21 protein-coding genes are annotated in these 23,546 nt (G+C 69.0%); 12 read left to right on the forward strand and 9 right to left on the reverse strand.

Annotated features, from left to right (window positions below):
• Nucleotides 1-137: 137 nt before the first annotated feature.
• From JIX55_RS46495 to JIX55_RS46505, 3 genes are all read left to right on the forward strand, one after another.
• Nucleotides 138-929, forward strand: a complete 792-nt coding sequence (locus JIX55_RS46495; protein ID WP_257561872.1) for an SDR family NAD(P)-dependent oxidoreductase — start codon at nucleotides 138-140, stop codon at nucleotides 927-929.
• A 201-nt stretch (nucleotides 930-1,130) separates the two neighbouring features.
• The gene (locus JIX55_RS46500; protein ID WP_257561871.1) at nucleotides 1,131-2,048 is read left to right on the forward strand and encodes an alpha/beta hydrolase; all 918 of its coding nucleotides are present in this window, start codon (nucleotides 1,131-1,133) and stop codon (nucleotides 2,046-2,048) included.
• Between the two features lie 333 nt (nucleotides 2,049-2,381).
• Entirely contained in the window at nucleotides 2,382-3,902 is a 1,521-nt protein-coding gene (locus JIX55_RS46505; RefSeq protein WP_306819982.1) for a long-chain-fatty-acid--CoA ligase, read from the forward strand.
• 454 nt (nucleotides 3,903-4,356) lie between these two features.
• Here JIX55_RS46505 and JIX55_RS46510 read toward each other — a convergent pair whose 3' ends face one another.
• Nucleotides 4,357-4,824 carry a winged helix-turn-helix transcriptional regulator gene (locus JIX55_RS46510; RefSeq protein ID WP_257561869.1) on the reverse strand — a complete coding sequence of 156 codons (468 nt, stop codon included), beginning with the start codon at nucleotides 4,822-4,824 and terminating at the stop codon, nucleotides 4,357-4,359.
• Nucleotides 4,825-4,929: 105 nt separating this feature from the next.
• On the opposite strand from JIX55_RS46510, the gene JIX55_RS46515 reads away from it, so the two are divergent.
• On the forward strand, nucleotides 4,930-5,430 hold the full coding sequence (locus JIX55_RS46515) for a PaaI family thioesterase (protein ID WP_257561868.1): 501 nt from the start codon (nucleotides 4,930-4,932) through the stop codon (nucleotides 5,428-5,430).
• Between the two features lie 177 nt (nucleotides 5,431-5,607).
• Here the strand turns inward: JIX55_RS46515 and JIX55_RS46520 are convergent, their stop codons facing one another.
• Nucleotides 5,608-6,675: an alkene reductase gene (locus JIX55_RS46520; protein ID WP_257561867.1), complete on the reverse strand. Its 1,068-nt coding sequence runs from the start codon at nucleotides 6,673-6,675 to the stop codon at nucleotides 5,608-5,610.
• 332 nt (nucleotides 6,676-7,007) lie between these two features.
• On the opposite strand from JIX55_RS46520, the gene JIX55_RS46525 reads away from it, so the two are divergent.
• The 5 genes from JIX55_RS46525 (at nucleotide 7,008) to JIX55_RS46540 (ending at nucleotide 11,584) form a co-directional block, all read left to right on the forward strand.
• On the forward strand, nucleotides 7,008-7,598 hold the full coding sequence (locus JIX55_RS46525) for a TetR/AcrR family transcriptional regulator (RefSeq protein ID WP_257561866.1): 591 nt from the start codon (nucleotides 7,008-7,010) through the stop codon (nucleotides 7,596-7,598).
• Nucleotides 7,599-8,073: 475 nt separating this feature from the next.
• A complete protein-coding gene (locus JIX55_RS46530) occupies nucleotides 8,074-8,568 on the forward strand; it encodes a PaaI family thioesterase (RefSeq protein WP_257561865.1) in 495 nt (164 codons plus the stop codon).
• 195 nt (nucleotides 8,569-8,763) lie between these two features.
• Nucleotides 8,764-9,357, forward strand: a complete 594-nt coding sequence (locus JIX55_RS51070; protein WP_306819981.1) for an MFS transporter — start codon at nucleotides 8,764-8,766, stop codon at nucleotides 9,355-9,357.
• A complete protein-coding gene (locus JIX55_RS51075) occupies nucleotides 9,306-10,292 on the forward strand; it encodes an MFS transporter (protein WP_306819980.1) in 987 nt (328 codons plus the stop codon). Before JIX55_RS51070 ends, JIX55_RS51075 begins: the two co-directional genes overlap by 52 nt.
• A gap of 707 nt (nucleotides 10,293-10,999) precedes the next feature.
• Nucleotides 11,000-11,584, forward strand: a complete 585-nt coding sequence (locus JIX55_RS46540) for a GtrA family protein (protein WP_257561864.1) — start codon at nucleotides 11,000-11,002, stop codon at nucleotides 11,582-11,584.
• A gap of 112 nt (nucleotides 11,585-11,696) precedes the next feature.
• Here JIX55_RS46540 and JIX55_RS46545 read toward each other — a convergent pair whose 3' ends face one another.
• From JIX55_RS46545 to JIX55_RS46565, 5 genes are all read right to left on the reverse strand, one after another.
• The gene (locus tag JIX55_RS46545) at nucleotides 11,697-12,311 is read right to left on the reverse strand and encodes a TetR/AcrR family transcriptional regulator (protein WP_257561863.1); all 615 of its coding nucleotides are present in this window, start codon (nucleotides 12,309-12,311) and stop codon (nucleotides 11,697-11,699) included.
• Nucleotides 12,312-12,658: 347 nt separating this feature from the next.
• Nucleotides 12,659-13,507, reverse strand: coding sequence for an alpha/beta fold hydrolase (locus tag JIX55_RS46550; RefSeq protein WP_257561862.1), 849 nt, complete (start codon nucleotides 13,505-13,507; stop codon nucleotides 12,659-12,661).
• A gap of 392 nt (nucleotides 13,508-13,899) precedes the next feature.
• The gene (locus JIX55_RS46555; protein WP_257561861.1) at nucleotides 13,900-14,904 is read right to left on the reverse strand and encodes an NADP-dependent oxidoreductase; all 1,005 of its coding nucleotides are present in this window, start codon (nucleotides 14,902-14,904) and stop codon (nucleotides 13,900-13,902) included.
• 451 nt (nucleotides 14,905-15,355) lie between these two features.
• Entirely contained in the window at nucleotides 15,356-16,315 is a 960-nt protein-coding gene (locus JIX55_RS46560) for a GlxA family transcriptional regulator (RefSeq protein ID WP_257561860.1), read from the reverse strand.
• Between the two features lie 147 nt (nucleotides 16,316-16,462).
• A complete protein-coding gene (locus JIX55_RS46565) occupies nucleotides 16,463-17,251 on the reverse strand; it encodes an alpha/beta fold hydrolase (protein ID WP_257561859.1) in 789 nt (262 codons plus the stop codon).
• 762 nt (nucleotides 17,252-18,013) lie between these two features.
• Here JIX55_RS46565 and JIX55_RS46570 point away from each other — a divergent pair.
• Nucleotides 18,014-18,487: a winged helix-turn-helix transcriptional regulator gene (locus JIX55_RS46570; protein ID WP_306820107.1), complete on the forward strand. Its 474-nt coding sequence runs from the start codon at nucleotides 18,014-18,016 to the stop codon at nucleotides 18,485-18,487.
• Nucleotides 18,488-18,503: 16 nt separating this feature from the next.
• On the opposite strand, the gene JIX55_RS46575 is transcribed toward JIX55_RS46570, so the two are convergent.
• Complete coding sequence (locus JIX55_RS46575; RefSeq protein WP_257561857.1) at nucleotides 18,504-19,109, reverse strand: CGNR zinc finger domain-containing protein; 606 nt, start codon at nucleotides 19,107-19,109, stop codon at nucleotides 18,504-18,506.
• Between the two features lie 64 nt (nucleotides 19,110-19,173).
• Between JIX55_RS46575 and JIX55_RS46580 the strand changes: the two genes are divergently transcribed.
• Nucleotides 19,174-20,046 (forward strand): alpha/beta fold hydrolase, encoded by an 873-nt coding sequence (locus tag JIX55_RS46580; protein WP_257561856.1) that lies wholly within the window; start codon nucleotides 19,174-19,176, stop codon nucleotides 20,044-20,046.
• Nucleotides 20,047-20,322: 276 nt separating this feature from the next.
• Here JIX55_RS46580 and JIX55_RS46585 read toward each other — a convergent pair whose 3' ends face one another.
• Nucleotides 20,323-21,021: an SDR family oxidoreductase gene (locus JIX55_RS46585; protein ID WP_257561855.1), complete on the reverse strand. Its 699-nt coding sequence runs from the start codon at nucleotides 21,019-21,021 to the stop codon at nucleotides 20,323-20,325.
• Nucleotides 21,022-21,860: 839 nt separating this feature from the next.
• Here JIX55_RS46585 and lpdA point away from each other — a divergent pair.
• Nucleotides 21,861-23,273 (forward strand): dihydrolipoyl dehydrogenase, encoded by a 1,413-nt coding sequence (gene lpdA, locus JIX55_RS46590; RefSeq protein ID WP_257561854.1) that lies wholly within the window; start codon nucleotides 21,861-21,863, stop codon nucleotides 23,271-23,273.
• Nucleotides 23,274-23,546 lie beyond the last annotated feature (273 nt).

The raw sequence follows: 23,546 nt of genomic DNA on the forward strand, positions 1-23,546 counted from the left end.
GGTCTCCGGCCGTGGGCGGTGATTGACGGCATTGCGGGACCGTTGACCAGAACCCTTTAGATAGCTATCGTAATCTAAAGCGGGGTCGACGCTCCGGCCCCCACTCACCCCGTCAGCCCAGAAATGAGATCCACCCCATGACCACGCAGAACAAGACCGCTGTCGTCACCGGCGCGTCCGCAGGCCTGGGTGCCGCCTACGCGCAGCGGCTTGCCGACCGGGGCCACGACCTGATCCTGGTGGCCCGGAACACCGCGCGGCTGGAGACGCTGGCGGCGGACATCCGCAGCCGCACGGGCCGCGCGGTGGACGTCGTCACCGCCGACCTCACCGACGCGGCGCAGATCTCCGTGGTCGAGGAGCGCCTACGGACCGACGAGAGCATCGCGGTCCTGATCAACAACGCCGGAGGGTCGTTGTTCACCCCGCTGGCGGCCTCCGACGCCGCGGCCTCCGAGGCACTGATCAACCTCAACGTGACCTCGCTGACCAGGCTGACCACCGCGGTCCTGCCGGGCCTGACGGCCCGCGGGCACGGCACCGTGGTGAACATCTCCTCTGCCCTGGCTCTCAACATCCTGCCCGTCAGCGCCGTCTACAGCGGCACCAAGAGCTACGTCCTGACGTTCACCCAGGCCCTGCAGCAGGAACTCGCCGAGAGCCCCGTCACAGTGCAGGCCGTACTCCCGGGCGCGGTCCGCACGGAGTTCTGGGACGGCTCCGGCCTCGACCTCGCGGCGTTCCCCGACGAGTGGATCATGAGCGCGGACGACACCGTCGACGCGGCGCTCGCCGGCCTCGACGCCGGGGAGCCGGTCACCATCCCGTCACTGCCGGACATCAGTGACTGGGAGTCGTTCGAGAAGGCGCGCCAGACGCTCGTCCCGAACCTGTCGCAGCGAGTCCCGGCCGACCGCTACCGCGGCTGACCGCCGGCTCCGACCCCCGCTGCGGCAGTCCCTCTGTGACAACGGCACGGCCGCTGCCACACACGACCGATACGTCCTCCGGCCCGTGGGGAAGACCAACGCTCGGCCGCCCAGTACCAGTACCGCGATGGCGGCGGTCAGGTGCGCGGCAAGCCCGTCCGCGCCGTCCGGTATGTCCAAATGGCCCCATGGAGGTGCCCCGTGTCTGATCACGCTGCTGTAGAACTGAGCCCGGAAGCGATCGAGTTCGCGGACTTTATGGCCGGACTCGTGATTCCCGAGTCCGAGTTGGATGCGGCGCGCATCCAGGCGGAGCAGGTCCATCTCGCGGCCCGGGAGCCGGAAGGCGTCACCTACCGGGAGGTGGACGCGGGTGGCGTGCTGGGAATCTGGTGCGAACCGGTCGACGCCAACACCGACCACGTCCTCCTGCACACTCACGCCGGCGGCTCCGTTCTGGCGTCAGCACACGTCGACCGGAAGCTCGCCGGCCACATCGCCAAGGCCGCCGGGGCCCCCGTACTGGTCCTGGACTTCCGGCGCGCACCGGAACACAAGTACCCGGCCCAGGTCGACGACGCGGAGGCGGCCTTCAACTGGCTGCTGTCCGAAGGGTACGAGCCGGGAAACATCATCACGATCGGCCACTCGATCGGCGGGTTCATCGCCGTCGCCCTGGCGCTTCGCCTCCGTGACAAGAAGCAGCCGCTGCCCGGCGCCATCGTGTCGATCTCCCCCTGGTGCGACCTCGAGATCGCCAACGAGACCATGGTGACCAAGGCCGAGACGGACAAGATACTCAGCAAGGATCTGCTGGAGTTCTTCCGGGATGCCTGGATCGGGGGTACGGGCATCGAGTTCACGGACACCAGGATCAATCTGAACCGGGCGGATCTGAGTGGTCTGCCCCCGACCCTCGTCTCCTGGGGAACGTACGAGGTCCTGGCCGGCGAGGACGAGGAGTTCGCCGCCCGCGTCAAGGACGCCGGAATCGACACGACGACCGTGGTGGTCCCCGGAGGCCAGCACTCGTACGTCTACGGAGCCGGCCGGGTTCCGGAGACCGACGCCGCCATCGCACAGATCGGCGCCTGGGTCCGCGAGAAGACCAAGATCTGACCGAGCGGTCCGGGCGCGGCAGTCGCAAGACCCGCGCGCCTGCCGGACCGGGACGGGGGACGGACGCCGACACGGCCTGCGGTGGCGCGCAGGTCCGCGACGCCCGCGATCTCGTCCCGGTCCGGCAGACGACGGTCCGGACGGCCGACCACGACGGCGGCGATGTCATCACCATCGAGTTCGCCGCACTGCCGGGCCGGGAAGTCGACGGCTTCGTGCCGCCTCCGGAGTTCGTCCACACGTGACCTGCCACGCCTTCGTCCCACCCCGAGAACCAGGAGAACGACGATGCACAGCCCGAGCCGCAACGTGCCACGTATACTGACGGATTCCGTGTCCCGGTACCCGGAGCGCACCGCGATCGTCTTCGGTGACGACCGCATCACGTACAGAGCTCTCGACGCCGCGGCCAACCGGGTCGCGAACCTGCTCGTCTCGCGCGGTATCCGGCCGGGGGACAAGGTCGCACTGTCCTGCCCCAACCTGCCCCACTTCACCAGCGTCTACTTCGGCATCCTCAAGGCCGGGGCGGCGGTCGTGCCGCTGAACGTGCTGTTGAAGGCCGGCGAGGTCGCCTACCACCTCACCGACTCCGACGCGAAGGCGTACTTCGCGTTCGAAGGCACATCGGAGCTGCCGATCGGGCAGACCGCGTGGGAGGGATTCCGGGCCACCGAGAGCTGTACCGAGTTCTTCCTGATCGAGGGCGCTGGCGCGCCGTGGGCCGGGGACGGTACGCCGGAGTCGTACGCAGCGGGAATCGCCGGGCAGCCGGTGACGTTCCGGACGGTCGAGCGCGACGAGGACGACACCGCGGTGGTCCTCTACACCTCCGGCACGACCGGACGGCCCAAGGGCGCGGAGCTGCGTCACCGCAACGTGTACGACAACGCGCTCGCCGGCGTCGACCTGTTCGCCGCCGACCCCGAGCGCCCCGACACGTACCTGTGCGCGTTGCCGCTGTTCCATGCCTTCGGCCAGACCGTGATCCAGAACGGCGCGCTCGCCTTCGGCGGCACGATCGTGATGCAGCCGAGGTTCGAGGCGCGGGCGACCCTGCGTCTCATGCTCGACCACGACGTGACGTTCTTCGCCGGCGTCCCGACGATGTACTGGGGTCTTCTCGCCGCTCTCGACGCCACGGTCGACGTCGCCCGCCTGGCCGCGAATCTTCGCGTGGCGGTGGCTGGTGGCTCGGCGCTGCCCGGCGAGATCCACAAGCAGTTCAAGGACCGCTTCGGCGTCACGATCCTCGAGGGATACGGGCTGTCCGAGACCTCTCCGACGGCCTCCTTCTCCCGGTTCGGAGAGGAGCCCCGAGTCGGGTCGATCGGCGTGCCGATCCCGGGCGTGGAGATGAAGCTGATCCGCGACGACTGGTCCGAGATCGAGGGTGGCCCCGACGAGATCGGGGAGATCGCGATCAAGGGACACAACGTCATGAAGGGCTACTACAAACGGCCCGAGGCGACGGCCGAGGCGATCAGGGAGGGCTGGTTCCGCTCCGGCGACCTCGCCCGCAAGGACGAGGACGGCTTCTACTACATCGTCGACCGGTCCAAAGACATGATCATCCGCGGCGGCTTCAACGTCTACCCGCGCGAGATCGAGGAAGTGCTCATGGAGCACCCCGCCGTCTCACTGGTCGCCGTCATCGGCGTACCGCACGAATCCCACGGTCAGGAGGTCAAGGCCGTCGTGGTGAAGAAGGCCGGCAGCGGCGCGACCGAGGAGGAACTCGCCGCCTGGGCCAAGGAGCGGCTTGCCGCGTACAAGTACCCGCGCGTCGTCCAGTTCGTCGCCGAACTGCCCCTGACCCCCACCGGCAAGATCATGAAACGCGATCTGGCCTGAGCCCGTCGGCCGCTTCGCGCCTGAGGCGACCGAACGCCTGGGGCATGTAAGACGTGCCATGCCAAGGCACCCGACCCCGCAGAGCCTGCCTTGGGATAGCGCCCTCCGCCTGGACCGACAGAACCAGGGAGGTCAGGTTGGGCGGTTTCGGTATCCCGCCTGGGGCTGTGCTCCTGTCCTCACGTTCCCGTGTCCCATGCCATCGTGACCGCCGACGAGATCGTCGCTGCGTTCAAGGGGACGTCGGTGGCGTGACGCTCACCGTGGCACTGCTCATCGGTGCGGCCAGTGTGCCGGCGACGGCGAAGGCGCTGAACCCTGCGGCCGGAGCGCCCATCGGGTTGGGTTCGGCGGCACGCCGAAGTCGATCGTGCGCTGAGGGGCAACGGCGGCGGAGTGCACGGCACTCAGCTGATGTCGCGGCTGTCCGGCCCGCGACCCTGAGGTCGATGGCTCACGAGCGGAGGCGGGCGCCTGTTCCCAGCCGGGCGGTGACTTCACGGGGAGTGAGGGGCGAGTGCTCCGCCGAGCACTCGACGACGACGCGGACCGGGGCGTCGCACTCGGTGTGGCGGACGTCCAGTAGCGGACCCTCGGAACCGAGGGTGTATGCCTCGCCCCACTGGCTCAGCGCCATCAGGACGGGCCACAGGTCCCAGCCCTTGCGGGTCAGACGGTATTCGTTACGGGAGCGGCTGCCGGGCTCCCGGTAGGGGACGGTCTTGAGGATGCCGGCCGAGGTCAGCTTGCGGAGACGGTCGCTGAGGACGGCCTCCGACAGGCCGATGTGGCGGTGGAAGTCGTCGAAGCGGCGGACGCCGTTGACGGCGTCACGCAGGATCAGCAGCGTCCATTTCTCCCCGATCACGTCGAGCGTGCGCTGGACGGGGCAGTTCTCCGTGCTCGCCTCAAGCCACTCCATCCCGCCATCCTAAGGGACCTGCCTTCGTCATTGACAGTCAGGTGAACCGACGTCTAGCTTCACTTGAAAAAGTCAGCCGACAGGCAGAGGGAAGGGCGCTGGACCGTGGGGCGAACGCGTACGTATCACTGGGACGATCCCGCGATCTCGGCGGAGGCCGCCGGGCGCATGGCCGGCATCGACTTCCTGCGTGAGGTGCAGGCGGGGCGGCTGCCGAGGGCGCCGATCAGCTCCACCGTCGACTTCGACCTGGACGAGGTGGAGCCCGGCAGGGCGGTCTTCTCGCTGATGCCGGGCGAGGAGCACTACAACCCGATCGGCAGCGTCCACGGCGGCGTTTTCGCCACCCTGCTCGACTCGGCGGCGGGCTGCGCCGTCCAGTCCACCCTCCCGCAGGGCATGGCGTACACCTCGCTCGACCTGACCGTGAAGTTCCTGCGACCGATCACCGTGGACACGGGACGGGTGCGCGCCATTGGCACGGTCGTCAGCAAGGGCCGCCAAACCGCCCTCGCCCAGGCCCAGTTGGTCGACGCGACGGACCGACTGCTCGCCCATGCCACCAGCAGCTGCATGCTCTTCCCGGTGCCCGCCCCTCGGGCGTGACTCCGCAGGCGGGGCCCTCGGTCCGTGGGGGCAGCCGGACAACAGGGAGTGCATCGATACTCCACTCGGCGGCGGCCCGCTGCCCCTTGGCACCTCGTCGATTGTGAGGCCGGGGTGTGTCGCAGCCATGCCTGGGCGCCCGGGGGAGACGTTTCCCTCGGGCGCCGGTTGCTCTGCTCAGGCGGCGTGGACGGGGTAGTCGGTGTAGCCGGCTGCGCCGCCGCCGTAGAAGGTGTTGGGATCGGGGGTGTTGAGGGGGGCGTTGGCGCGTACGCGCTCGACCAGGTCGGGGTTGGCGAGGGCCATCGAGCCCACGGTGATGACGTCGGCCAGGCCGTCCTCGATGTCCTTGGCGCGGGTGGGGATGTCCGTGCCGGCCCGGTTGAGGAGCAGCGTGTTCGGCCACAGCTTGCGCAGGGTGTGCAGGAGTTCTTCGTCGCCGCCGTGGCCGATGTGCAGGTAGGCGAGGCCGAGGGGGGTGAGGGCGTTCAGGAGGTGCGGGTAGAGCTCGTGGGGGTCGCTCTCGGTGAGGTCGTTGAGCTGGAAGGGGTTGCCGGGGGAGATGCGGATGCCGGTGCGGCCGGCGCCGATCTCGTCGGCCACGGCGGTGGCGACCTCGACGGCGAAGCGGATGCGGTTGTCGAGGGAGCCGCCGTACTGGTCGGTGCGCTGGTTGGCGCTGGGGAAGAGGAACTGGTTGATCAGGTAGCCGTTGGCGCCGTGGATCTCGACGCCGTCGGCGCCGGCCGCGATGGCGGCCGCGGCGGCGCGACGGAAGTCGTCGACCGTCGCGGCGACCTCCTCGGTGGACAGCTCGCGCGGCTCCGGCATCTCCTGCGGTCCGGACGCGGTGAACGTGAGGCCGGCCGGCTTGATCGCCGAGGGAGCGACGGGCTGTCGCCCGTGGGGGGTGTTGCCGGGGTGGGCGATGCGGCCGGCGTGCATGAGTTGGATGACGATGCGTCCGTCGGCCTTGTGCACGGCGTCGGTGACCTTGCGCCAGCCGGCGATGTGTTCGTCGGTGTAGATGCCCGGGGTCACCGGGTAGCCCTGTCCGTCGGCGTTGGGCTGGGTGCCCTCGGTGATGATGAGGGCGTGCGAGGCGCGCTGGGCGTAGTACTCGGCGTTCAGCTCGGTCGGCACGCCGTCCGGGGTCGCCCGGCTGCGGGTCAGGGGAGCCATGGCCAGCCGGTGCGGCAGGGCGATCTCTCCGACGGCGGTCGGGTTCCACAGGGCGTTCAGCATGGGTGATTCCTCGGGTTATGGGTGGCGGACGGCCACGGATGGGGCGGTCGCCGTATGGGCGTGGTCGGCTGGGTGGGGATCCTTCGCCGAGCTGCTTCTGAGTCCGATGACCAGTCGTCATGGGCGGGGCCGGACAGGACGCCATCGACCGCCAATAGTATTACGATCGTAATCGTATGTCGAGGTGGCTGCCGGGGGCAAGTGGGGGGCCCGTCTTCGAGGGTGGCCGACCGCCGCCGCTGCCCACTCTTTGGAGTACGTTCGCAATACCATAGACTGGTGAAGTCGGTGAAGGGCAACCGGTCCTTCCGGTCGGCGATGGAGCGTGTGCTGTGGTGCGGTACGGAAAAGAGCACAAGTCGGAGACGAGGCGGCGGATCATCGAGACGGCGGGCCGCCGGTTCAAGCGAGACGGGATCGACGGCTCCGGGGTCTCGACGCTCATGAAGGACGCGGGGCTGACCAATGGGGCCTTCTACGCTCACTTCGAATCCAAGGACGACCTCGTCACCACGGCAATCGCCGACCAGTTGAAGGTGCAGGCCGAGGCTGTCGTCGCGCGGGCTGCGCCCGGCCGTGCCGGACTCGAGCAGATTGTGCGGGGGTACCTGTCGCCCCAGCACCGCGACACCCCTGGCGACGGCTGCCCCAACGCCGCTCTGCTCGACGAGATCGGGCGCTGCGCCGACACGACCAGGCAGGCGTACACCGACGGTGTGCTGGTCCTCATCGACGGCATTGCCGCCCGCATGGCACCCGAGGCCCCGTCCTCGGCACGTGTGAAGGCGCTCAGCCTCCTCGGCCTGATGGCCGGGACGCTGCAGCTTTCCCGCGCCTTGACCGACAGCCAACTCTCCAACGAACTCCTCGATCAGGGGATCAACAACGCCCTCGCCCTGCTGGACGCCGGGCAGCGCGTCTGACGCACCACATCCTTGGCCCCAGGCTGCGGCTCTCGGGGGCCGGCCCGACGTCGGCAGGGTCTCTCCGGCTGGGACTCGGCCGACGCCACCGGGTATCACCTCCTGTGCCGCCGCGGCTGCTGGAAGGCCCGGATGCGGTTCCTCGCCGGACCGAAACTCTTGATCATCGACGGCCTCGGTTGCCTCCCGCTGACGATTCGAGCGGGCGGGTGGGCGACAGCGGATCGGGTGCCGCTGCCGGACCGAGGGAGGCGGCGCTCGGCCGATGTGGTTCGGCGGAGTCGTTGCTGATCTCGCGCAGGATCAGCAGCGTCCCTGTCTCCCCCACCACGTCGAGCGTGCGCTGAGCACGGACAGCTGTCCGTGCTCACCTCAAGCCTTCATCCCGCCATCGCAGGTCCTGGCTTCATCATTGACAGTCAGATGACGCGTGGCTAGGTTCATTTCTCGAACTCAGACGGAGAGAGGCAGGGTCGTGGGACGGACGCGTACGTATGAGTGGCAGGATCCCGCGATTGTGGGAGCAACCGCCGGCCGCACCTCGGGCGTGGAGGTGCTGCGTGACCTGCTCGAGCGACGCCTGCCCCCACCGCCCATCGTGGCCGCTCTGGACTTCGCCCTCGAGGAAGTGGAGGAGGGCCGCGTGGTCTTCTCGCTGGTGCCGGGCGAGGAGCACTACAACTCCATCGGCAGTGTGCACGGAGGGGTCTACGCCACCCTGCTCGACTCGGCGGCCGGTGGGGCAGTCCAGTCGACCCTGCCGCAGGGCATGGCGTACACCTCGCTTGATCTGACCGTGAAGTTCCTCCGGCGGATCACCGTGGACACCGGCAAGGTCCGTGCCATCGGCACGGTCGTCAGCAGGGGACGCCAAACCGCTCTCGCCCAGGCCGAGTTGGTCGACGAGGCGGACCGCCTGCTCGCCCACGCCACCAGCAGCTGCATGCTCTTTCCCTTCCCCTCGCCCTGAACCGCGACGGGCATGCTCACGGCTCGCACCGGGCGGCGCCCCGACCGCGACCTCGGCTGACGGTCATACCACCGCACGTACGCATCAATGCGCCCCGGCCGGATGCGGCGAGCCGCGCGTTCCGTACGATGCCGCAGCCTTCCTGGTGACCGTCGTACCCGCCGTCCCTGGCGCAATCCGAAGGACTTCGAACGCATGAGCACCGGCATCGGCAGTGTCCCCGTCCACGACGCCGCGCCCGCCGGGCGGCACAGGAGTGAGAAGGCCGTCGTCTTGGCGCTGAGCCTCGCCGCCATGATCGTGTCGATGATGCTGACACTGGTGGTGCCGATCCTCAGCCTGATCCAGAGCAGCCTGCACACCACCGCCGCCAACGCCAGTTGGGTCACCACCGCCACCCTGCTGTCCGCCGCCGTCTTCACACCCCTGCTCGGCCGCTTCGGCGACCAGCACGGCAAAAAGCCCACCCTCGTCGGGGTACTGCTGGTGCTGATCGCCGGCACCGTACTGGCAGCCACCACGCACTCCCTGCTGTGGCTGATCACCGGCCGGGTGCTGCAAGGTGCCGCCACCGCGATCTTTCCCCTCTCTCTTTCCATCCTGCGCGAAGAGATCCGCCCGCAGAAGCTGCCGGCGGCGCTGGCGACGGCCAGTGGAGCGTTCGCCTTCGGCAGTGGCATCGCCCTGGTAGCGCCGCCGGTCTGCTCACAGCCGGTTCCCACCCCGACTATCGCAACGTGTTCTGGCTGGCCACCGGGCTCGCCGTCATCGTCCTCATCGCCGTCCTGACCCTGGTGCCGGCCGGCCGCCGCACCACCGGTGGCCGAACCGACATCCTCGGCACCCTCACCCTCGCCGCGACTCTCGTGCTGTTTCTGCTGCCCATCACCCAGGGACACGAGTGGGGCTGGTCCGCGCTGAGTACGATCGGCTGCTTCGCCGGTGCCGCCGCCATGGGCGCCGTATGGGTGCTGGTCGAGCGGCAGGTGCCGCAACCGCTGGTCGACATGCGGATGTTCGCCCACCGGCCGGTGCTCTTCGCCAATCTCGCCGGGCTCCTGGTCGGATACGGCACGTTCGTGCTCATCATCGGCGTGTCGTACCTGGTCCAGATGCCGTCGAGGGCCGCGGGATACGGCTTCGACGCGAGTGTGCTGCGCGCATCGGTGGAGTACCTGCTCCCCAGCACCGTGGTGTCGCTGCTCGCCGCGCCGGTCGGCGGTCAACTGGTCCGCCGGCACGGTCCGCGGGTGGTCCTGGTGCTGGCCTCGGCGAGCGGCACGGCGGGCTTCGCCTGGCTCGCCCTGGACCACAGCCGCACTCCCTCGGTCATCGCGGCAGGCGCGTTCGTGGGCGCTGCCATCAGTCTCGGTTACGCGGCCATGCCGGCGATCATCGTGGCCGCCGTGCCGCAGCGCGAGAGCGGCATCGCCAACGGCATCAACTCCATCTCCCGCTCCACTGGCAGCGCCATCGGCAGCGCGGTGATCACCACCGTGCTGGCCTCCAAGAGCGTCGGGCACCTTCCCGCCGGCTCCCCGGCACTGCCCGCCGAATCGCGGTTCACCCTCAGCTTCGTCCTCGCCGGGGCGGCCTTCGCGCTGATAGCGCTGGTCGCCTGGTTCGGCCTGCGGCACATCCAGGTGGCACAGCACCATGCCGCCGAAGCGGCGGCGGACCGGGTTGCCGTGAACGAGTCCGAGGTGCTGCCCGGGAGCAGGTAGGAGGCCCGTACGGAGGCCTGGCACGGCGACGCCAGAACAGGGCATTTGCGGTTTTGCCTCTGATGCCGCCTCTGAAGCCGCCATCTGACACCGACCTTCCCGGTGCCCGGACCCGTGCGTTCGGAGGCTCGGGCGTCGGGGGCCCGGCGCACCAGAGCGCCGTCAGGACCGGCGCCACCTGGCGTCCGATTCGCGTTGGGTCAGCTGACCCGGCCAAGTCATGCCTCGTCCGCCCCTCATGCGGCGTGACGTCCGGATGAGGAGACCGTTCGTGGCAGGGCCGTGAGATGGGAAGGTGTCCGCCTGCTCATGCCGCGGCGGCCAGACGGGTGCAGAGAGTTGGGTGAGGGCATGACGCGGGCTGCGTGCAGCGGTTGGTAGCGGCGTCTCCCCGGCCTGGCGGCAGCCCTGTTCCCGGGCCGCCGCAGGTTGCGCGTGGAGAGGCATCGATGGAGAGGGCATGACGACCGCTCCGCTGCTGCGAGGCCACCGACCCGGGTGGCATCCCTTCCGGTAGGTGAATCCGCTCCCCGCCACTCATGTGAGTACGGTCATAATCCCAAACCTGGCCAGGACCTTGCCCACGGGGCGGCTCCCTGCTTATTGTCGTACGGTCATAATGCAAAAACTCGATGAGCGCGTGGGCGCAGCCTCCTGCGAACCCGCCGGCCAAAGAGGCCCAGCAACTCTCTCGAAAGGGACTTCCCATGAAGTCGCTGGTCTTGCCGAAGACAATGCCGGCGGCAGTGGACGAGGCGCGGGGTGCGGAACGGACGGACAGCGCTACGGTCGCGGAGCGACGGAACCCGGGCACCCCCGGCCCACTCGCCTCCTTCACCCGCTTCGTCCTGTTCGGCGGCGGTGTCGGGGTCGCGTCCAGCACTGCCGTGGCCGGGCTCGCCGGACTGATGCCCTGGACTGTGGCGAATGCTCTGATCACCGTCGCCTCGACTCTCCTCAGTACGGAACTCCACGCACGCTTCACCTTCGGGGCAGGGCATGCCGGATGGCGCCAGCACTGGCAGTCCGCGGGGTCTGCCACGGCCGCCTACGTGGTGACCTCCACCGCGGTGCTCGTCCTGCACCTCGTGCAGCCGTCGGCCGGAGTGCTCTACGAGCAGGTCGTCTACCTCACCGCCGCCGGGCTCGCCGGTGTCGGGCGTTTCCTGGTGCTGCGGGTGTTCGTCTTCGCCGGTGGCCGGACCCGGACCACGGTGCGGGCCATGAGCCCGGCGCCGGCACGGGAAACGGGCGCCAAGGCGTCCCTGCTCTTCCCGGTACCGGCGCTGTGAGCGAAGAGGTGTGTGGTGCCCCAAAGCCCGCCCCTCTGGGGTGACCGGCGGTATTCCGCGACTGCCCGGGCAGCTCGCCGATGCCCGGATTCTTACATCGGGATGATCTCCGTCATGGTCCCTTGGGTTGGGCCAGCCGCCGTACCAGGTCCACCCAGGTGGCCTGCAGGCGTGCGGTGTCCACCCCCCGCTCCTTGCGCAGGTGGTCCGCCGCTTCGAAGCTCGTGAAGGCGAGAAGGGCGTGGGCGAGCATGTCGTGGTCTGCGTCAACCCCCGTTTCGCGCAGGAGAGTTGAGACGTGACAGTGCAAGGCTCGGCCGGTGTCCGAGGCGTTGCGGCGTGCGTAGGGCACCTGGCGTCCCAGCGCGGCGCCCGGGTCCGCGTCGGCGGCGACGCGCTCGAGCAGGGCGCAGCCGGACGTCGCCAGACGATCTCCCGCAGGTGCTCCTGGCCCCAGGGGAGGAGGACCTGCGGTATGCGCCTCCTGGAACTCCGCCTCGGCTTCGTCGAGGAGAGCGAGCAGGAGGCCGTTGCGGTCGCCGAACCGGCGAAAGAGCGTGCCCTTTCCCACGCGGGCCGCTTCGGCGACCTCCCGCATCGTCACATTCTCGGCTCCCTGTTCGTCGATCAGTTGTGCGGCCGCTTCCAGTAGCCGGGAGCGATTGCGCGCGGCATCGGATCGCTCGGCGGTGACGCCGACCGATGCGTTGTTCGATGTCTCCGTCACCGTTCACTCCGTGATGTCGCGCGTGCGTACCTACACGCTTCCGTCCTGGATGTGCACCGGCGTTCCTGGACGGGATGGTCGGCTGAGGGTCGAGGGAGCAGGTTGGCGCGAGGGTCGTCACAGGAGCCACATACCCGGCCCTCGGAGGTCCGGCGTCCGCTGAGGTTCACGCCGCCTGTACCGGTCATGAGGCGCCCCGGGGCAGCATCGGCTCCCGGCCCGGGGACGCCCGGCGGTGACGATCGCCACTCGGATCAGGCGGCACCTCGCATGGTCACGAGGTGCCGCCTGATCCGGTGTCAGGGGTCTGCCGCCCGAGTGGGGCGCCGGCGTTTCGGTCGGCGTGGTCAGGCGGCGAGGAAGTTGGCCACTTCGGTCGTGAAGGCCTTGACGTGCTGGAACAGGAAGGCGTGGCCGGCGTCGCTGTAAAGGACCAGGGTGGCCGAGTCGAGATGCTGGACGGCGACGTAGGAGGCCAGGGCGGGGACCATCACGTCGTGGACGCCGTTGGCGTACAGGACGGGCTGCTTGATGGTCTCCAGGTTCGCCCGTACCTGCTCGAACGGAACCGCCATGAACTTGACGATCGCCTCGCGTTGGCGCATCGCCGCTGTCTCGGACACCGCAGGGCCCCCGGCGGCCAGTCGTGTCGAGACCTTGGTGAGGTGCTCGACCCCGGCGGCGCGGGCCGCGTCGGTCTCGGGGTAGAACAGGTAGAGCATGTCGTCCACGTCGGCGTCGGGCTTGGCCATGATGCCCTGCACCTTCTCGGACAACGGCGGCAGCTCGGGCACCGGGCCCGGACCGCTGCCCGCCACGACCAGCTTGCGGACGAGGTCGGGCCGCCGCAGCGCCACGTGCTGGGCCACGAAACCGCCCATGGACCATCCGAGCAGGTCGGCCTGCGCCAGGCCGAGGGCCTCGATGAATTCGATGGCGCCGTCGGCGAATCCTTCGATGGAGTCGCGCGGTTCGCCGGTCGTGTAGCCGATCCCGATGTTGTCGAAGAGGATCACGTCGTGGTCGGCGGCCAGGAGGTCCAGGAACTCCGGGTCCCACCAGTCGATGGTCCCGCGGAAGCGGTTCACCAGGACCAGGGGGACGCCGCCCCGTGGCCCCATCCGCCGGTAGGTGAACGTTGTGGAAGCGCCTTCCACGGACAGGTCCTCGGCCTTGTCTGCCAGATAGGTACACATGACGTGGCTCTCCTTTGTGCCGGTGTGCCTGAGAGGTGTGGTCTGTTGGGGCGGGCGTCAGCCGGCCGCCTTGTTGGCTTGGGGATCGCTTGTCGAAGACCCGGCCGTGGTAACGGTGCGGCGCACCGTGCGGAGGCGTGACGACGGGACGGGCCGACGGCCGGCGCGGACGTGGGGCACCGAGCATCGGCAACGATGGGCCGGTGTGGATTCCTGGGCGGCTGCTTCCCCGGTGAGCTGCGGTCGGCCCGCCAACTCGTCCCGCACGAGGGAGAGTTAGCCCACAGCCTCGCCAACGTCGCACATCAGGCAGGGACTTCAGACCCGAGATCCATCGCGGTGATGTTGATCAGGCCGTGGAGGAACTTGGCCGCCCGGAGAGAACTGTTCCCTCACGCAATCTTGACGACGACCTTGCCGGCCTTCGCGCGCCCGTTCTCGGCGTACTCCAGCGCCTCTCGGGTCGACTCGAACGGGAAGACCGTGTCGACGACGGGGTGGATCTTGCCGGCGTCGATCAGGCGGGTGAGCTCGCGCAACTGGTCCCCGCTGGCCTTCATGAACAGGAACGAGTACGTCACCTGACGGCGTCGGGCGCGGCGTCGGATCCGGAAACTCAGCGCGGACATCACCAGTCGGATGACCGGATTCGCCCCAAGCTCACGGGCGACAGCGGCGTCGGGAGGGCCCGCGACACTGATGAGATTTCCGCCGGGCTTGAGCACGTCCAGGGACTTCTTGAGCGTCTCGCCGCCGATCGAGTCCAGGACGACGTCGTAATCGTGCAGCACCGTCTCGAACGCCTGCTTCTTGTAGTCGACGACGATGTCCGCGCCCAGACGCTTCACCAGCTCGACGTTGGCCGTGCTCGCGGTGGTGGCCACATGCGCCCCCAACTGCTTCGCCAGCTGGATGGCGATGGTGCCCAGGCCGCCGGAGCCCCCATGGATGAGCACCTTCTGGCCCGGCTGAATGTGCGCTCGTTCGACCAGCACCTGCCACGCGGTCAGGGCGACCAGGGGGAGGGACGCGGCCTCCTCCATGGTCAGCATGGCCGGCTTGGTCGCCACGTCGTCCTGGTGCACCGCGATGAGTTCGGCGAACGTGCCGATGCGGTCCTTGTCGGGCCGCGCGTATACCTCGTCGCCCACCGCGAACCGCGTGACGGCCGCGCCCACCTCGACCACCACCCCAGCCAGGTCGTTGCCCAGGACGAAAGGAACCCGGTACGGCAGGATCGCCTTGAATTCCCCGTCCAGGGTCTTGAGATCGAGCGGGTTGACGCTCGCTGCGTAGATCTGGATCAGGACGTCGTCCGCGCCCACCTGGGGGTCCGGCGCCTCGCCGGCCCGCAGGCCGGCCTTGTTGCCGTAGCGCTCGACCAGGAATGCCCTCATCGTTCTCTCCGTATCTTGCCCGCAAGCGGACGGGGTGCTGTTTTCCTCGGCGGTGAGGGCGCGTGAGGCGCGCTGGATGCGGTGCCCGACGTTCACCTCGGTCGGCAGGGCTTCGGGGGTGGCCTGCCTTGCGTCACGGATGCCGTCGGCGGCCGGTGTGGTCGGCGTAGGTCCCGAACCCAATGAAATTACGATCGTAATACTAAGGGGCCGGTCGATGGATGGCAAGTAGACCCTCGGCTCCGGGGCGCGTCGTGCCTACGGCGGGCCCAGGGCATCGACGAGAAGTGTCCGCCGGTCGGGCTGGTGTGAGGTCGAGCGGTGTCCCGGCAGGGCTGACGGGCGTCCTGTGGCATGGGCGGGCGCGTGGTGTGTGGCGAAGGCCGTTCCCCCGGCCGTGGCGGTGCGCCGGTTCATCACCGCGTTCGCGGAGCGGTAGGTGCGGTGGCGCTCAGTGTGTGGGGGACAGGGCGCCGCGGAAGGTGCGCCGGTAGGTGAGCGGTGAGACGCCGATGGCGGCATGCAGGTGTTCACGTAGCGATGTGCCGCCGGCGAAGCCGACTTGGCCGGCGATCTCGTCCACCGGCAGGTCGGTGGTTTCCAAGAGGTGTCGTGCCCGGTCGACGCGCTGCTGGATCAGCCAGCGTCCCGGGCTCATGCCCACCTCTTCGGTGAAGCGGCGGGCGAAGGTGCGCAGGCTCATGTGGGAGTGCTCGGCGAGGTCCGTGAGCGTCATGGGCTCGTGGAGGTTCTCCAGGGCCCACTGGCGGGCGGTGGCCGTTCCGCTGGCCGTGGCCTCGGGCACCGGGTGCTGGATGTACTGCGCCTGTCCTCCGTCGCGCCACGGGGGCACGACGCACATGCGGGCCACCTGGTTGGCGACTTCACTGCCGTGGTCCTTGCGGATGATGTGCAGGCAGACGTCGAGCCCGGAGGCGGCACCGGCCGAGGTCAGCACATCTCCGTCGTCGATGAAGAGGACGTCGGGGTCCAGTGCGACCTGAGGGAAGCATGCGCGGAAGAGGTCGGCGACGACCCAGTGGGTGGTGGCCGGCCTGCCGTCGAGGAGGCCGGCTGCGGCGAGGACGAAGGCGCCGGTGCAGATTGATACGAGGCGGGTGCCTGGGGTCACGGAGGCGATCGCCTGGACCACGGCTTGCGGTACTTCCTTCGTGACGGCGGTGGTGACGAAGGGCGGGATGACGACGGTGTCGGCGGTGCGCAGCGCCTCCGGGCCGTGCTCGACGGTGATCGAGAAGTCGGAGTTGGTGCGTACCGGGCGGCCGTCGACGCTGCAGGTGAGAACCTCGTAGCGGCCGTCCGCCGCCTCGAAGACCCGGCTGGGAATGCCCAGTTCGAAGGGGTACACACCGTCCACGGCCAGAACGACGACTCGGTGCATGGATGCCATGGCGTGATCCCGTCGAAAGTTGGAATTCATGCCATGCTATCGGACGGTGACGGCAACACGCTGGACGTATCACGCGCAGCCCATCGTGTCTCTGGGCGGTGTCAGTACGGCGAATGCGAGGCCCGCTCCCACGGCATCCGCTCAAGCTCAGGAGTCGAGGAACCCCAGCGCCCTTGCGACGAAATCCTCGTGGTGCTGGAAGATTGCCCCGTGGCCGGAATCGGGGTAGAGGGGGACAAGTGCGCTCATGGGCAGACGAGCGGCCAGGTCGAGTGTGTTCTGGCTGGGCACCATCCGGTCGTTGTCACCGTTTGCCACGAGGACGGGTTGGCGCACGGCCGACAGGTTTGACGGTGACTGGCGGCCCCACCGCTTGACGGCCTTCAATTGGGCACGGAGCGACGGCGGTGAGATGTCCTTGTCGCGGTTGTCCGTGCGCTCCTTCAGTCGTCGCAGGAAGGCTCGTCCTGCCCTTCGGCCGCCTGCGGTGTCGGTGAAGAAGAGGGAGAGCTTCGGGTCCTGGCGGGTCAGGGCGCCCTTGATCGTGGCCTGGATGGCAAGAGCCGGAACCTTGTCGATGCCATGGCCGCCGGCGGGGCCCGTGCCCGCGAGGACGACCTTGCGGACGAGGCGCGGTTCTTCTTCCGCGACGACCTGCGCGATGAAGCCGCCCATCGACAGACCGAACAGATCGACCTGGTCGAAGCCAAGGGCGCGGATGAACCGCACCGCGTCGTGGGCCATCCCTTCGATCGTGTCCGGCGTGGAGCCGCCCGACCCGCCCACCCCGCGGTTCCCGAAGGTGATCACCCGACGTCGTGCGGCGAGTCCGTCGACGACGCGCGGATCCCAGTTGTCCAGGTTTCCGGCCAGGTGGATCAGGAGGATCAGCGGCACGCCGTCATCGGGGCCGAGCTGCCGATAGACGAAGTCCACGCCGTCAACGGACACGGAGCGGGTTGGCGCGTTCTCGTACGACGATCGGGAGGGGGACGGGGAATTTCGCGGTGCGCTCATGTCCAGGTCTTTCTCGGAGGTGGGTGTCGGGGCGTTCTCGTTGCTGGAGGACCAGAGGGAAGCGGGTTCGTCGCGGCATCCGACGACGACCTTGCCGGCCTTCGCGTGCCCTTCTGCTTCGATATGGCTGTCGACAGAGGGGCAGCGGCCCCGGTGACGAGCGCGCCGTCAGGCACGCTGGGGAAGTGCCCGACGCTCGCCTCGGGGGTAGCGCTTTCGGAGTGGCCTTGCCTCGCGTCATCGATGCCGGTGTGACCGGCACCAGGCTCCCGCGAATTAAATTACGTTCATCATCCTAAGCGGCCGGCCGGTGGGCCGCAAGGGGATCCTTCCTCTGGTGCGCGCCATGTTTCGTGGTGGGCACGGCGCCGGTCGGCGGCGCGAGCACTTCGACCACGTCTCGCCTCAACTCGCAGGCGGCGGCCCCGTGCTCTGCCCCGGTGTCGGCCGCGCCTGCCCCTCCGGTGCGCTCCATCTGTGGCGCGCCACAGGCTTCCTCCCGTCGCGTTGTGAGGTGCGCCGCAGTCGACGCGGTGACGTGCGGGGAGGCTTGATGCCTCTCGTGCGCAGTCGGGTCGACTGGCAGACGATGGCACCTATTGCTGAGTTCTAAAAGTAAACTCAAGCTCGGTTAGAATCGCCCCCATGGATACGTGGACCGAAGTTCTCCAGGACACCGGCATGGACCCCCGACTCGACCGGGACACATCCAACTGCTCGATCGCGCGGACCCTGGAGATCGTGGGCGAGAAGTGGACGATCCTCATCCTGCGTGAGGTGTGGTACGGCTCGTCCCGGTTCAGTGACTTCGAACGTGTCCTGGGTTGTCCTCGTAACCTTCTGGCGACGCGGCTGCGGATGCTCGTGGAGGAAGGGATCCTGGCGACCGAGACGTACAAGGAGCCCGGTTCGCGGAGTCGGCCGAAGTATGTGATCACCTCCAAGGGCATGGATCTGGTGCCCGCCGTGATGGGGCTGCTGCAGTGGGGTGACCGTTACCGCGCGGACCCGGAAGGGCCGGCGGTACTGGCGCGACACCGCGAGTGCGGCGCGCACGTCGACGTCCGGATTCGCTGCGAACGAGGCCACCCGGTACAGGCAAAGGACATCGAGAGCGTCCCCGGCCCGGCCTTTCGTATGAGGTCGCCCGAGTGAGCTGAGGACTCCTCCGTCAGCTTTCCGTAATCCGGCCGCTCTGTCGTGTACGCGCCTGATGGAGGCGGACCTTCGTGCGGTTTCCGCAGCGGGACATGGAGCACCAGCGACGGTTGCGGGCCGGGGAGCGGTCCAGGAAGCGCAGTGCGCAGCGGTCCGCTCCGCAGACGCGTACGCGCCGGATCTCGGCGGACAGAAGCAGGTCGACGGCGTCCTGGGCGATGAGCGCCAGCGCGAGTGTGGGGTCAGCGGCGAGGGTCGTGGTGCCGGCGGGCTCCAGGCGGTCGTGGGTGATGGCGAGTTGCAGGGCGGGTCTGGGGGCCGCAGCTGCCGATCGGTTGAGCAGCGTCACGTCGCCGGATGTGGGCAGTCCGCCGTCGGCGACTGCCAGTACGGCCCGGTCGACGGTCTCGCGCAGCTGTCGGGCGGACATGAGAACGGCTGCCGTGGCGGAATCGGTGGTCCCCGGTGCGAGCAGAAGGGCCTCCCGGAGCCAGCCCATCAGGTCGTCCGGTCCCCGGAGTGTCTCCTCCGGAGTGGTTCTCCACCGGCTTCGGAGGGTGTTGGCGAAGTCCAGGCAGACCCGTCCGCCATCCCAGATCCACATGTCGTCCGTTGCCACGTCTCCATTCTGCCCGTTAGCTTAACCGTCTAAGACGGTTAGCTCGTGTCAGGAAGGCTCATCCATGGGACAGCCGACAGTGACGACCGGAGTGACGCAGGTGGACGGGGTCCGCCTGCACTACGTCCGAGCCGGGTCCGGACCTCTGCTTGTCCTCCTCCACGGCTGGCCGCAGACCTGCGACTGCTGGCGGCCGGTACTGGCGGATCTCGCCGCCGACCACACCGTTGTGGCGCCGGACCTGCGCGGATACGGCCTGAGCGACAAGCCCACCACTGGTTACGACAAGCGGCGTATGGCCGCCGACATGGCAGGTCTCGTCGAGGCGCTCGGCTTCGAGCGGGCCACGGTCGTGGGCCACGACCGTGGCGCTCGCGTGGGGCACCGCTGGGCGTTGGACCGCCCGGACCAGGTGGAGCGGCTGGCCGTGCTCGACATCGTTCCCACCCGGGAGATGTTCCGCCGCTTGGACGCCTCGCTCGCCTCCGGGTACTGGCACTGGCTGTTCCACATGCAGCCCGATCTTCCCGAGCGCTTGGTGGGGCACGACATCCGCGGGTATCTCGAGTACTTCTTCGAGCGGTGGACCTACAACCGCCACGGACTCACAGCCGACGCGGTCGACGGCTACGTCCGCGCGTTCTCCCGCCCGGGCGCCCTGCGTGCGAGCCTCGACGACTACCGCGCCATGGAGGAGGACACCGCGCTCGACGACATCGACGCCGCCGAAGGCCGCCGCCTCACCATGCCGCTGCTGGCGCTGTGGGGTTCCGCGGGGCTTCCTGCCCGCCTGCCGACACTGGAGATCTGGCGTGGCTACGCGGACGACGTGACCGGTGCCGAGATCCCGGAGTGCGGCCACTTCATCCCGGAGGAGCAACCGGAGGCGCTGTTGGCGCATCTGAAGCCCTTCCTGGCCGGTCGGACGAGCCGGTGAGCTCTCCACGGTGACGGAGGCGGTGCCCTCAGCCGTCGAGCCTCGGCCCAAGGGGCGCGCTGTCCGAGGGGCCCTCGACCACGGTGTGATTGTGACGATCCCGCACGGCGAACGACCCTGGATGGCACGACAGGCTGAGGGGCGGCCCCGCCGTAACCGGCTGGGCCGCCCCTCGGTCCGGGCTTCAGGTCGCGACCGCCGGCGGGCGACGGCATGGGTGCGACAGCGAGCACCGGCATCCACCGGGCTCGGTGCGGATTCCTGGCCGGTCGGCTCTCAGGGGAGCTGCGGGTAAAGCGCTGAAACGCCTCCTGCCAGCGCGGCCTGCGCCTGGCGGGCGGCGTTGTCCGCGAGGATCTCGTAGGCGCCGGCGGCGATGCCGTCGATGGCGATCCGCGCGATGTCGGCGGGGTCGGACTTGGCCGCGTCGACGGCCCGGACCATGTCGGTGTCCATGTAGCCGACGTGCAGGCCGGCCACGCGGATGCCCTGGTCGGCGAGTTGGAGGCGCAGGGCGTTGGTGAGCGACCACTGCGCGGACTTGGCGGCGCAGTAGGCGCCGAATTCCGGGAAGCTGACCCAGGACAGGCCGGACAGGATGTTCAGGATCGTCCCGCCGCCGTTGGCCGCGATCTGGGGTGCGAAGGCGCGGGCCACCGAGAGGGTGCCGAAGTAGTGGGTGTCCATCTCCAGGCGGACGTCGTCCAGGTCGGCGGCCAGCAGGTCGGCGCCGGTGGATGACCCCGCGTTGTTGACCAGGATCGTCACGTCGCCGGTGGCCTCTGCAGCGGCCGCGACGGAGGCGGGGTCGGTGATGTCGAGCGCGATCGGCCTGACGCCCGGCAGGTCGACCTGGTCGGGGTTGCGGGCGCCGGCGTAGACGGTGGCGCCACGGCCGAGCAGTTCGGCGGCGAGCGCCCGGCCGAAGCCCCGATTGGCTCCGGTGACAAGGGCGTTGCTGGTGGAGAGGTCCATGGAGGTTCCTGGTGAAGTGGGGTGTTGAGCTGAGGTTATTAAAGTACGAACGTAATCCTAACAGAGGGATCGGTGCGCGCAAGCGCTGCCCGACTCGCCACCCTTGGGCCGGGCCATCGAGCTGGTCCGCGACATCGAGGACGAGGCGGCACGGTAGCGACAGGCCATGGCGGCCGAGGCGGCCGAAGCGGGTCGCCATGCGCCGACGTCGGCCGCCGGACTCCGGTTCACGTCGACCGGGCGCTGATGCCGTCGGCCGCCACATCCAGGCACCCGTGCTGCGCTCGGCGAACGTGCGGGCGTTCCGGCCGCGGTGGTCCGAGCGGCTTACGGGATCGCAGCGCGAGCCGACCCCGATGGCCGTTCCCTGGTGATCGCAGTCGCCCGCGACGGCCAAGGCCGGCCCCGGACCGCGACGGCCCTCACCGGACCCGATCCGTACGAGAGGACGGGATCCCCTCCTGGCGTGGGGCGCCGCCCACGCGGCACGGCCGGATGCCGTCCGCGAGCCCGGTGCGCACGGCCCGGTCCCCGCCTTCGGCCTCGATACCCTCAGGCTCGGTGGCGCCGAGGCCGGAGTACACGAAGTCGACGGGGCGTCGGCCCGCCGTCGATGATGGCTGAGCGGGCATAGATCACGGCGCCGGGGCGCTGAAGCGGATGTCCGGGGAACCGTTGCCGACGTGGTGAACCATATGGCCTCCCTCGTTCTCCACCGGCTTCCCTGCGGCGGGCGGTGGCGGATGCCGCCGCTGTCGAGTTGATGAACAGGTTGTTCGATCGGGAGAAGGCCGGCCCCTCGCGGGAGCCGGCCGCCCCCAGTGGAAAGGAAGCCGTCCATGGACGAGCAGGGTGAGCGCTTCGACGTCGTCGTACTCGGCGCGGGACCCGGCGGATACGTAGCCGCCATCCGGGCCGCCCAGTTGGGCAAGCGCGTCGCGGTCGTCGAGGAGAAGTACTGGGGCGGAGTCTGCCTGAACGTGGGCTGTATCCCCACCAAGGCCCTGCTGCGCAACGCCGAGCTCGCGCACATCTTCACGCGCGAGGCGAAGACCTTCGGCATCAAGGTCGAGGGTGAGGTCTCCTTCGACTACGGGGAGGCCTTCCGCCGCAGCCGGAAGGTCGCGGACGGCCGGGTCAAGGGCGTCCACTACCTGATGAAGAAGAACAAGATCACGGAAATCAGCGGTCGCGGCACGTTCCTCGACCCGCACACGCTCCAGGTGGCCGACTACGACGGCAACACCCGCACCATCGGCTTCGACCACTGCGTCATCGCCGCCGGGGCGAGCCCCAAGCTGCTGCCCGGCACCCGCCGTACGTCGCGCGTGGTGACGTTCGAGGAGCAGATCCTCGCCGAGGACCTGCCGCAGTCGATCGTGATCGCCGGTGCCGGGGCCATCGGCGTCGAGTTCGCCTACGTGCTGCACAACTACGGCGTGAAGGTCACCGTCGTCGAGTTCCTGGACCGGATCGCCCCGCTGGAGGACGCCGAGGTGTCCGCCGAACTGGCCAAGCAGTACCGGAGGTTGGGCATCGACGTGCTCACCTCGACCCGCGTCGAGTCCATCGACGAGTCCGGCCCGCAGGTCCGTGTCACGGTCACCGGCAAGGACGGCGCCCAGCAGGTCCTGGAGGCCGACAAGGTCCTGCAGGCGATCGGCTTCGCGCCGAACGTCACCGGTTACGGCCTGGAGAAGACCGGCGTGCGCGTCACCGAGCGCGGCGCGATCGACGTCGACGGCCGCTGCCGCACCTCCGTCCCGCACATCTACGCCATCGGCGACGTCACCGCGAAGCTGATGCTCGCGCATGCCGCCGAGGCGATGGGCGTGGTCGCCGCCGAGACGATCGCGGACGCGGAGACCATGGAGCTCGACTACGTGATGATCCCGCGCGCCACCTTCTGCCAGCCGCAGATCGCCAGCTTCGGCTACACCGAGGCGCAGGCGAGGGAGAAGGGTTTCGACGTCCAGGTGGCGAAGTTCCCGTTCACCGCGAACGCCAAGGCCCACGGCCTGGGCGACGCGAGCGGCTTCGTGAAGCTGATCAGCGACGCCAAGTACGGCGAGCTCCTCGGCGGCCACCTCATCGGCCCCGACGTCACCGAACTCCTCCCCGAACTGACCCTGGCCCAGCAGTGGGACCTCACGGTCCACGAGGTCGCCCGAAACGTCCATGCCCACCCCACCCTGGGCGAGGCGGTCAAGGAAGCCGTCCACGGCCTCGCAGGCCACATGATCAACATGTAGCAGGGCGCTCGGCGCAGCGGCAACAGGGCCCGTTGGTGCTCGGATCGGTTACGCGACCTCGAGCTGCCAAGGGGCCCTGATCCCTTGTTCGGGGGGAGATCCGAGGCAGAGGTGGTTCTCGGGAGTGTTCGAGAGGCTCACCGGGCTGAATGACGGTGAACCGGTGGTTTCGCGCGGTTGAACTTCGCGGCTGAGGCGAAGTTGGGGCGATGACAGCGGAACCCCGTGTGGCGGCCGGACAGGTCTTCTTGGCCGAAGCATGCCAGTCGCCCC

Origin of the sequence: Streptomyces sp. DSM 40750 (assembly GCF_024612035.1) — a bacterium.
In the GTDB taxonomy this organism is placed as follows: domain Bacteria; phylum Actinomycetota; class Actinomycetes; order Streptomycetales; family Streptomycetaceae; genus Streptomyces.

Excerpts from the sequence above, each read along its gene's own strand:
- JIX55_RS46540 (WP_257561864.1), top strand. The coding sequence starts at position 11,000 with ATGAAGTCGCTGGTCTTGCCGAAGACAATGCCGGCGGCAGTGGACGAG.
- JIX55_RS46580 (WP_257561856.1), top strand. The coding sequence starts at position 19,174 with ATGGGACAGCCGACAGTGACGACCGGAGTGACGCAGGTGGACGGGGTC.
- JIX55_RS46555 (WP_257561861.1), bottom strand. The coding sequence starts at position 14,904 with ATGAGGGCATTCCTGGTCGAGCGCTACGGCAACAAGGCCGGCCTGCGG.
- JIX55_RS46510 (WP_257561869.1), bottom strand. The coding sequence starts at position 4,824 with ATGGAGTGGCTTGAGGCGAGCACGGAGAACTGCCCCGTCCAGCGCACG.
- JIX55_RS46520 (WP_257561867.1), bottom strand. The coding sequence starts at position 6,675 with ATGCTGAACGCCCTGTGGAACCCGACCGCCGTCGGAGAGATCGCCCTG.
- JIX55_RS46570 (WP_306820107.1), top strand. The coding sequence starts at position 18,014 with ATGGACCCCCGACTCGACCGGGACACATCCAACTGCTCGATCGCGCGG.
- JIX55_RS51070 (WP_306819981.1), top strand. The coding sequence starts at position 8,764 with ATGAGCACCGGCATCGGCAGTGTCCCCGTCCACGACGCCGCGCCCGCC.
- lpdA (WP_257561854.1), top strand. The coding sequence starts at position 21,861 with ATGGACGAGCAGGGTGAGCGCTTCGACGTCGTCGTACTCGGCGCGGGA.
- JIX55_RS46495 (WP_257561872.1), top strand. The coding sequence starts at position 138 with ATGACCACGCAGAACAAGACCGCTGTCGTCACCGGCGCGTCCGCAGGC.
- JIX55_RS46585 (WP_257561855.1), bottom strand. The coding sequence starts at position 21,021 with ATGGACCTCTCCACCAGCAACGCCCTTGTCACCGGAGCCAATCGGGGC.
- JIX55_RS46560 (WP_257561860.1), bottom strand. The coding sequence starts at position 16,315 with ATGGCATCCATGCACCGAGTCGTCGTTCTGGCCGTGGACGGTGTGTAC.
- JIX55_RS46550 (WP_257561862.1), bottom strand. The coding sequence starts at position 13,507 with ATGTGTACCTATCTGGCAGACAAGGCCGAGGACCTGTCCGTGGAAGGC.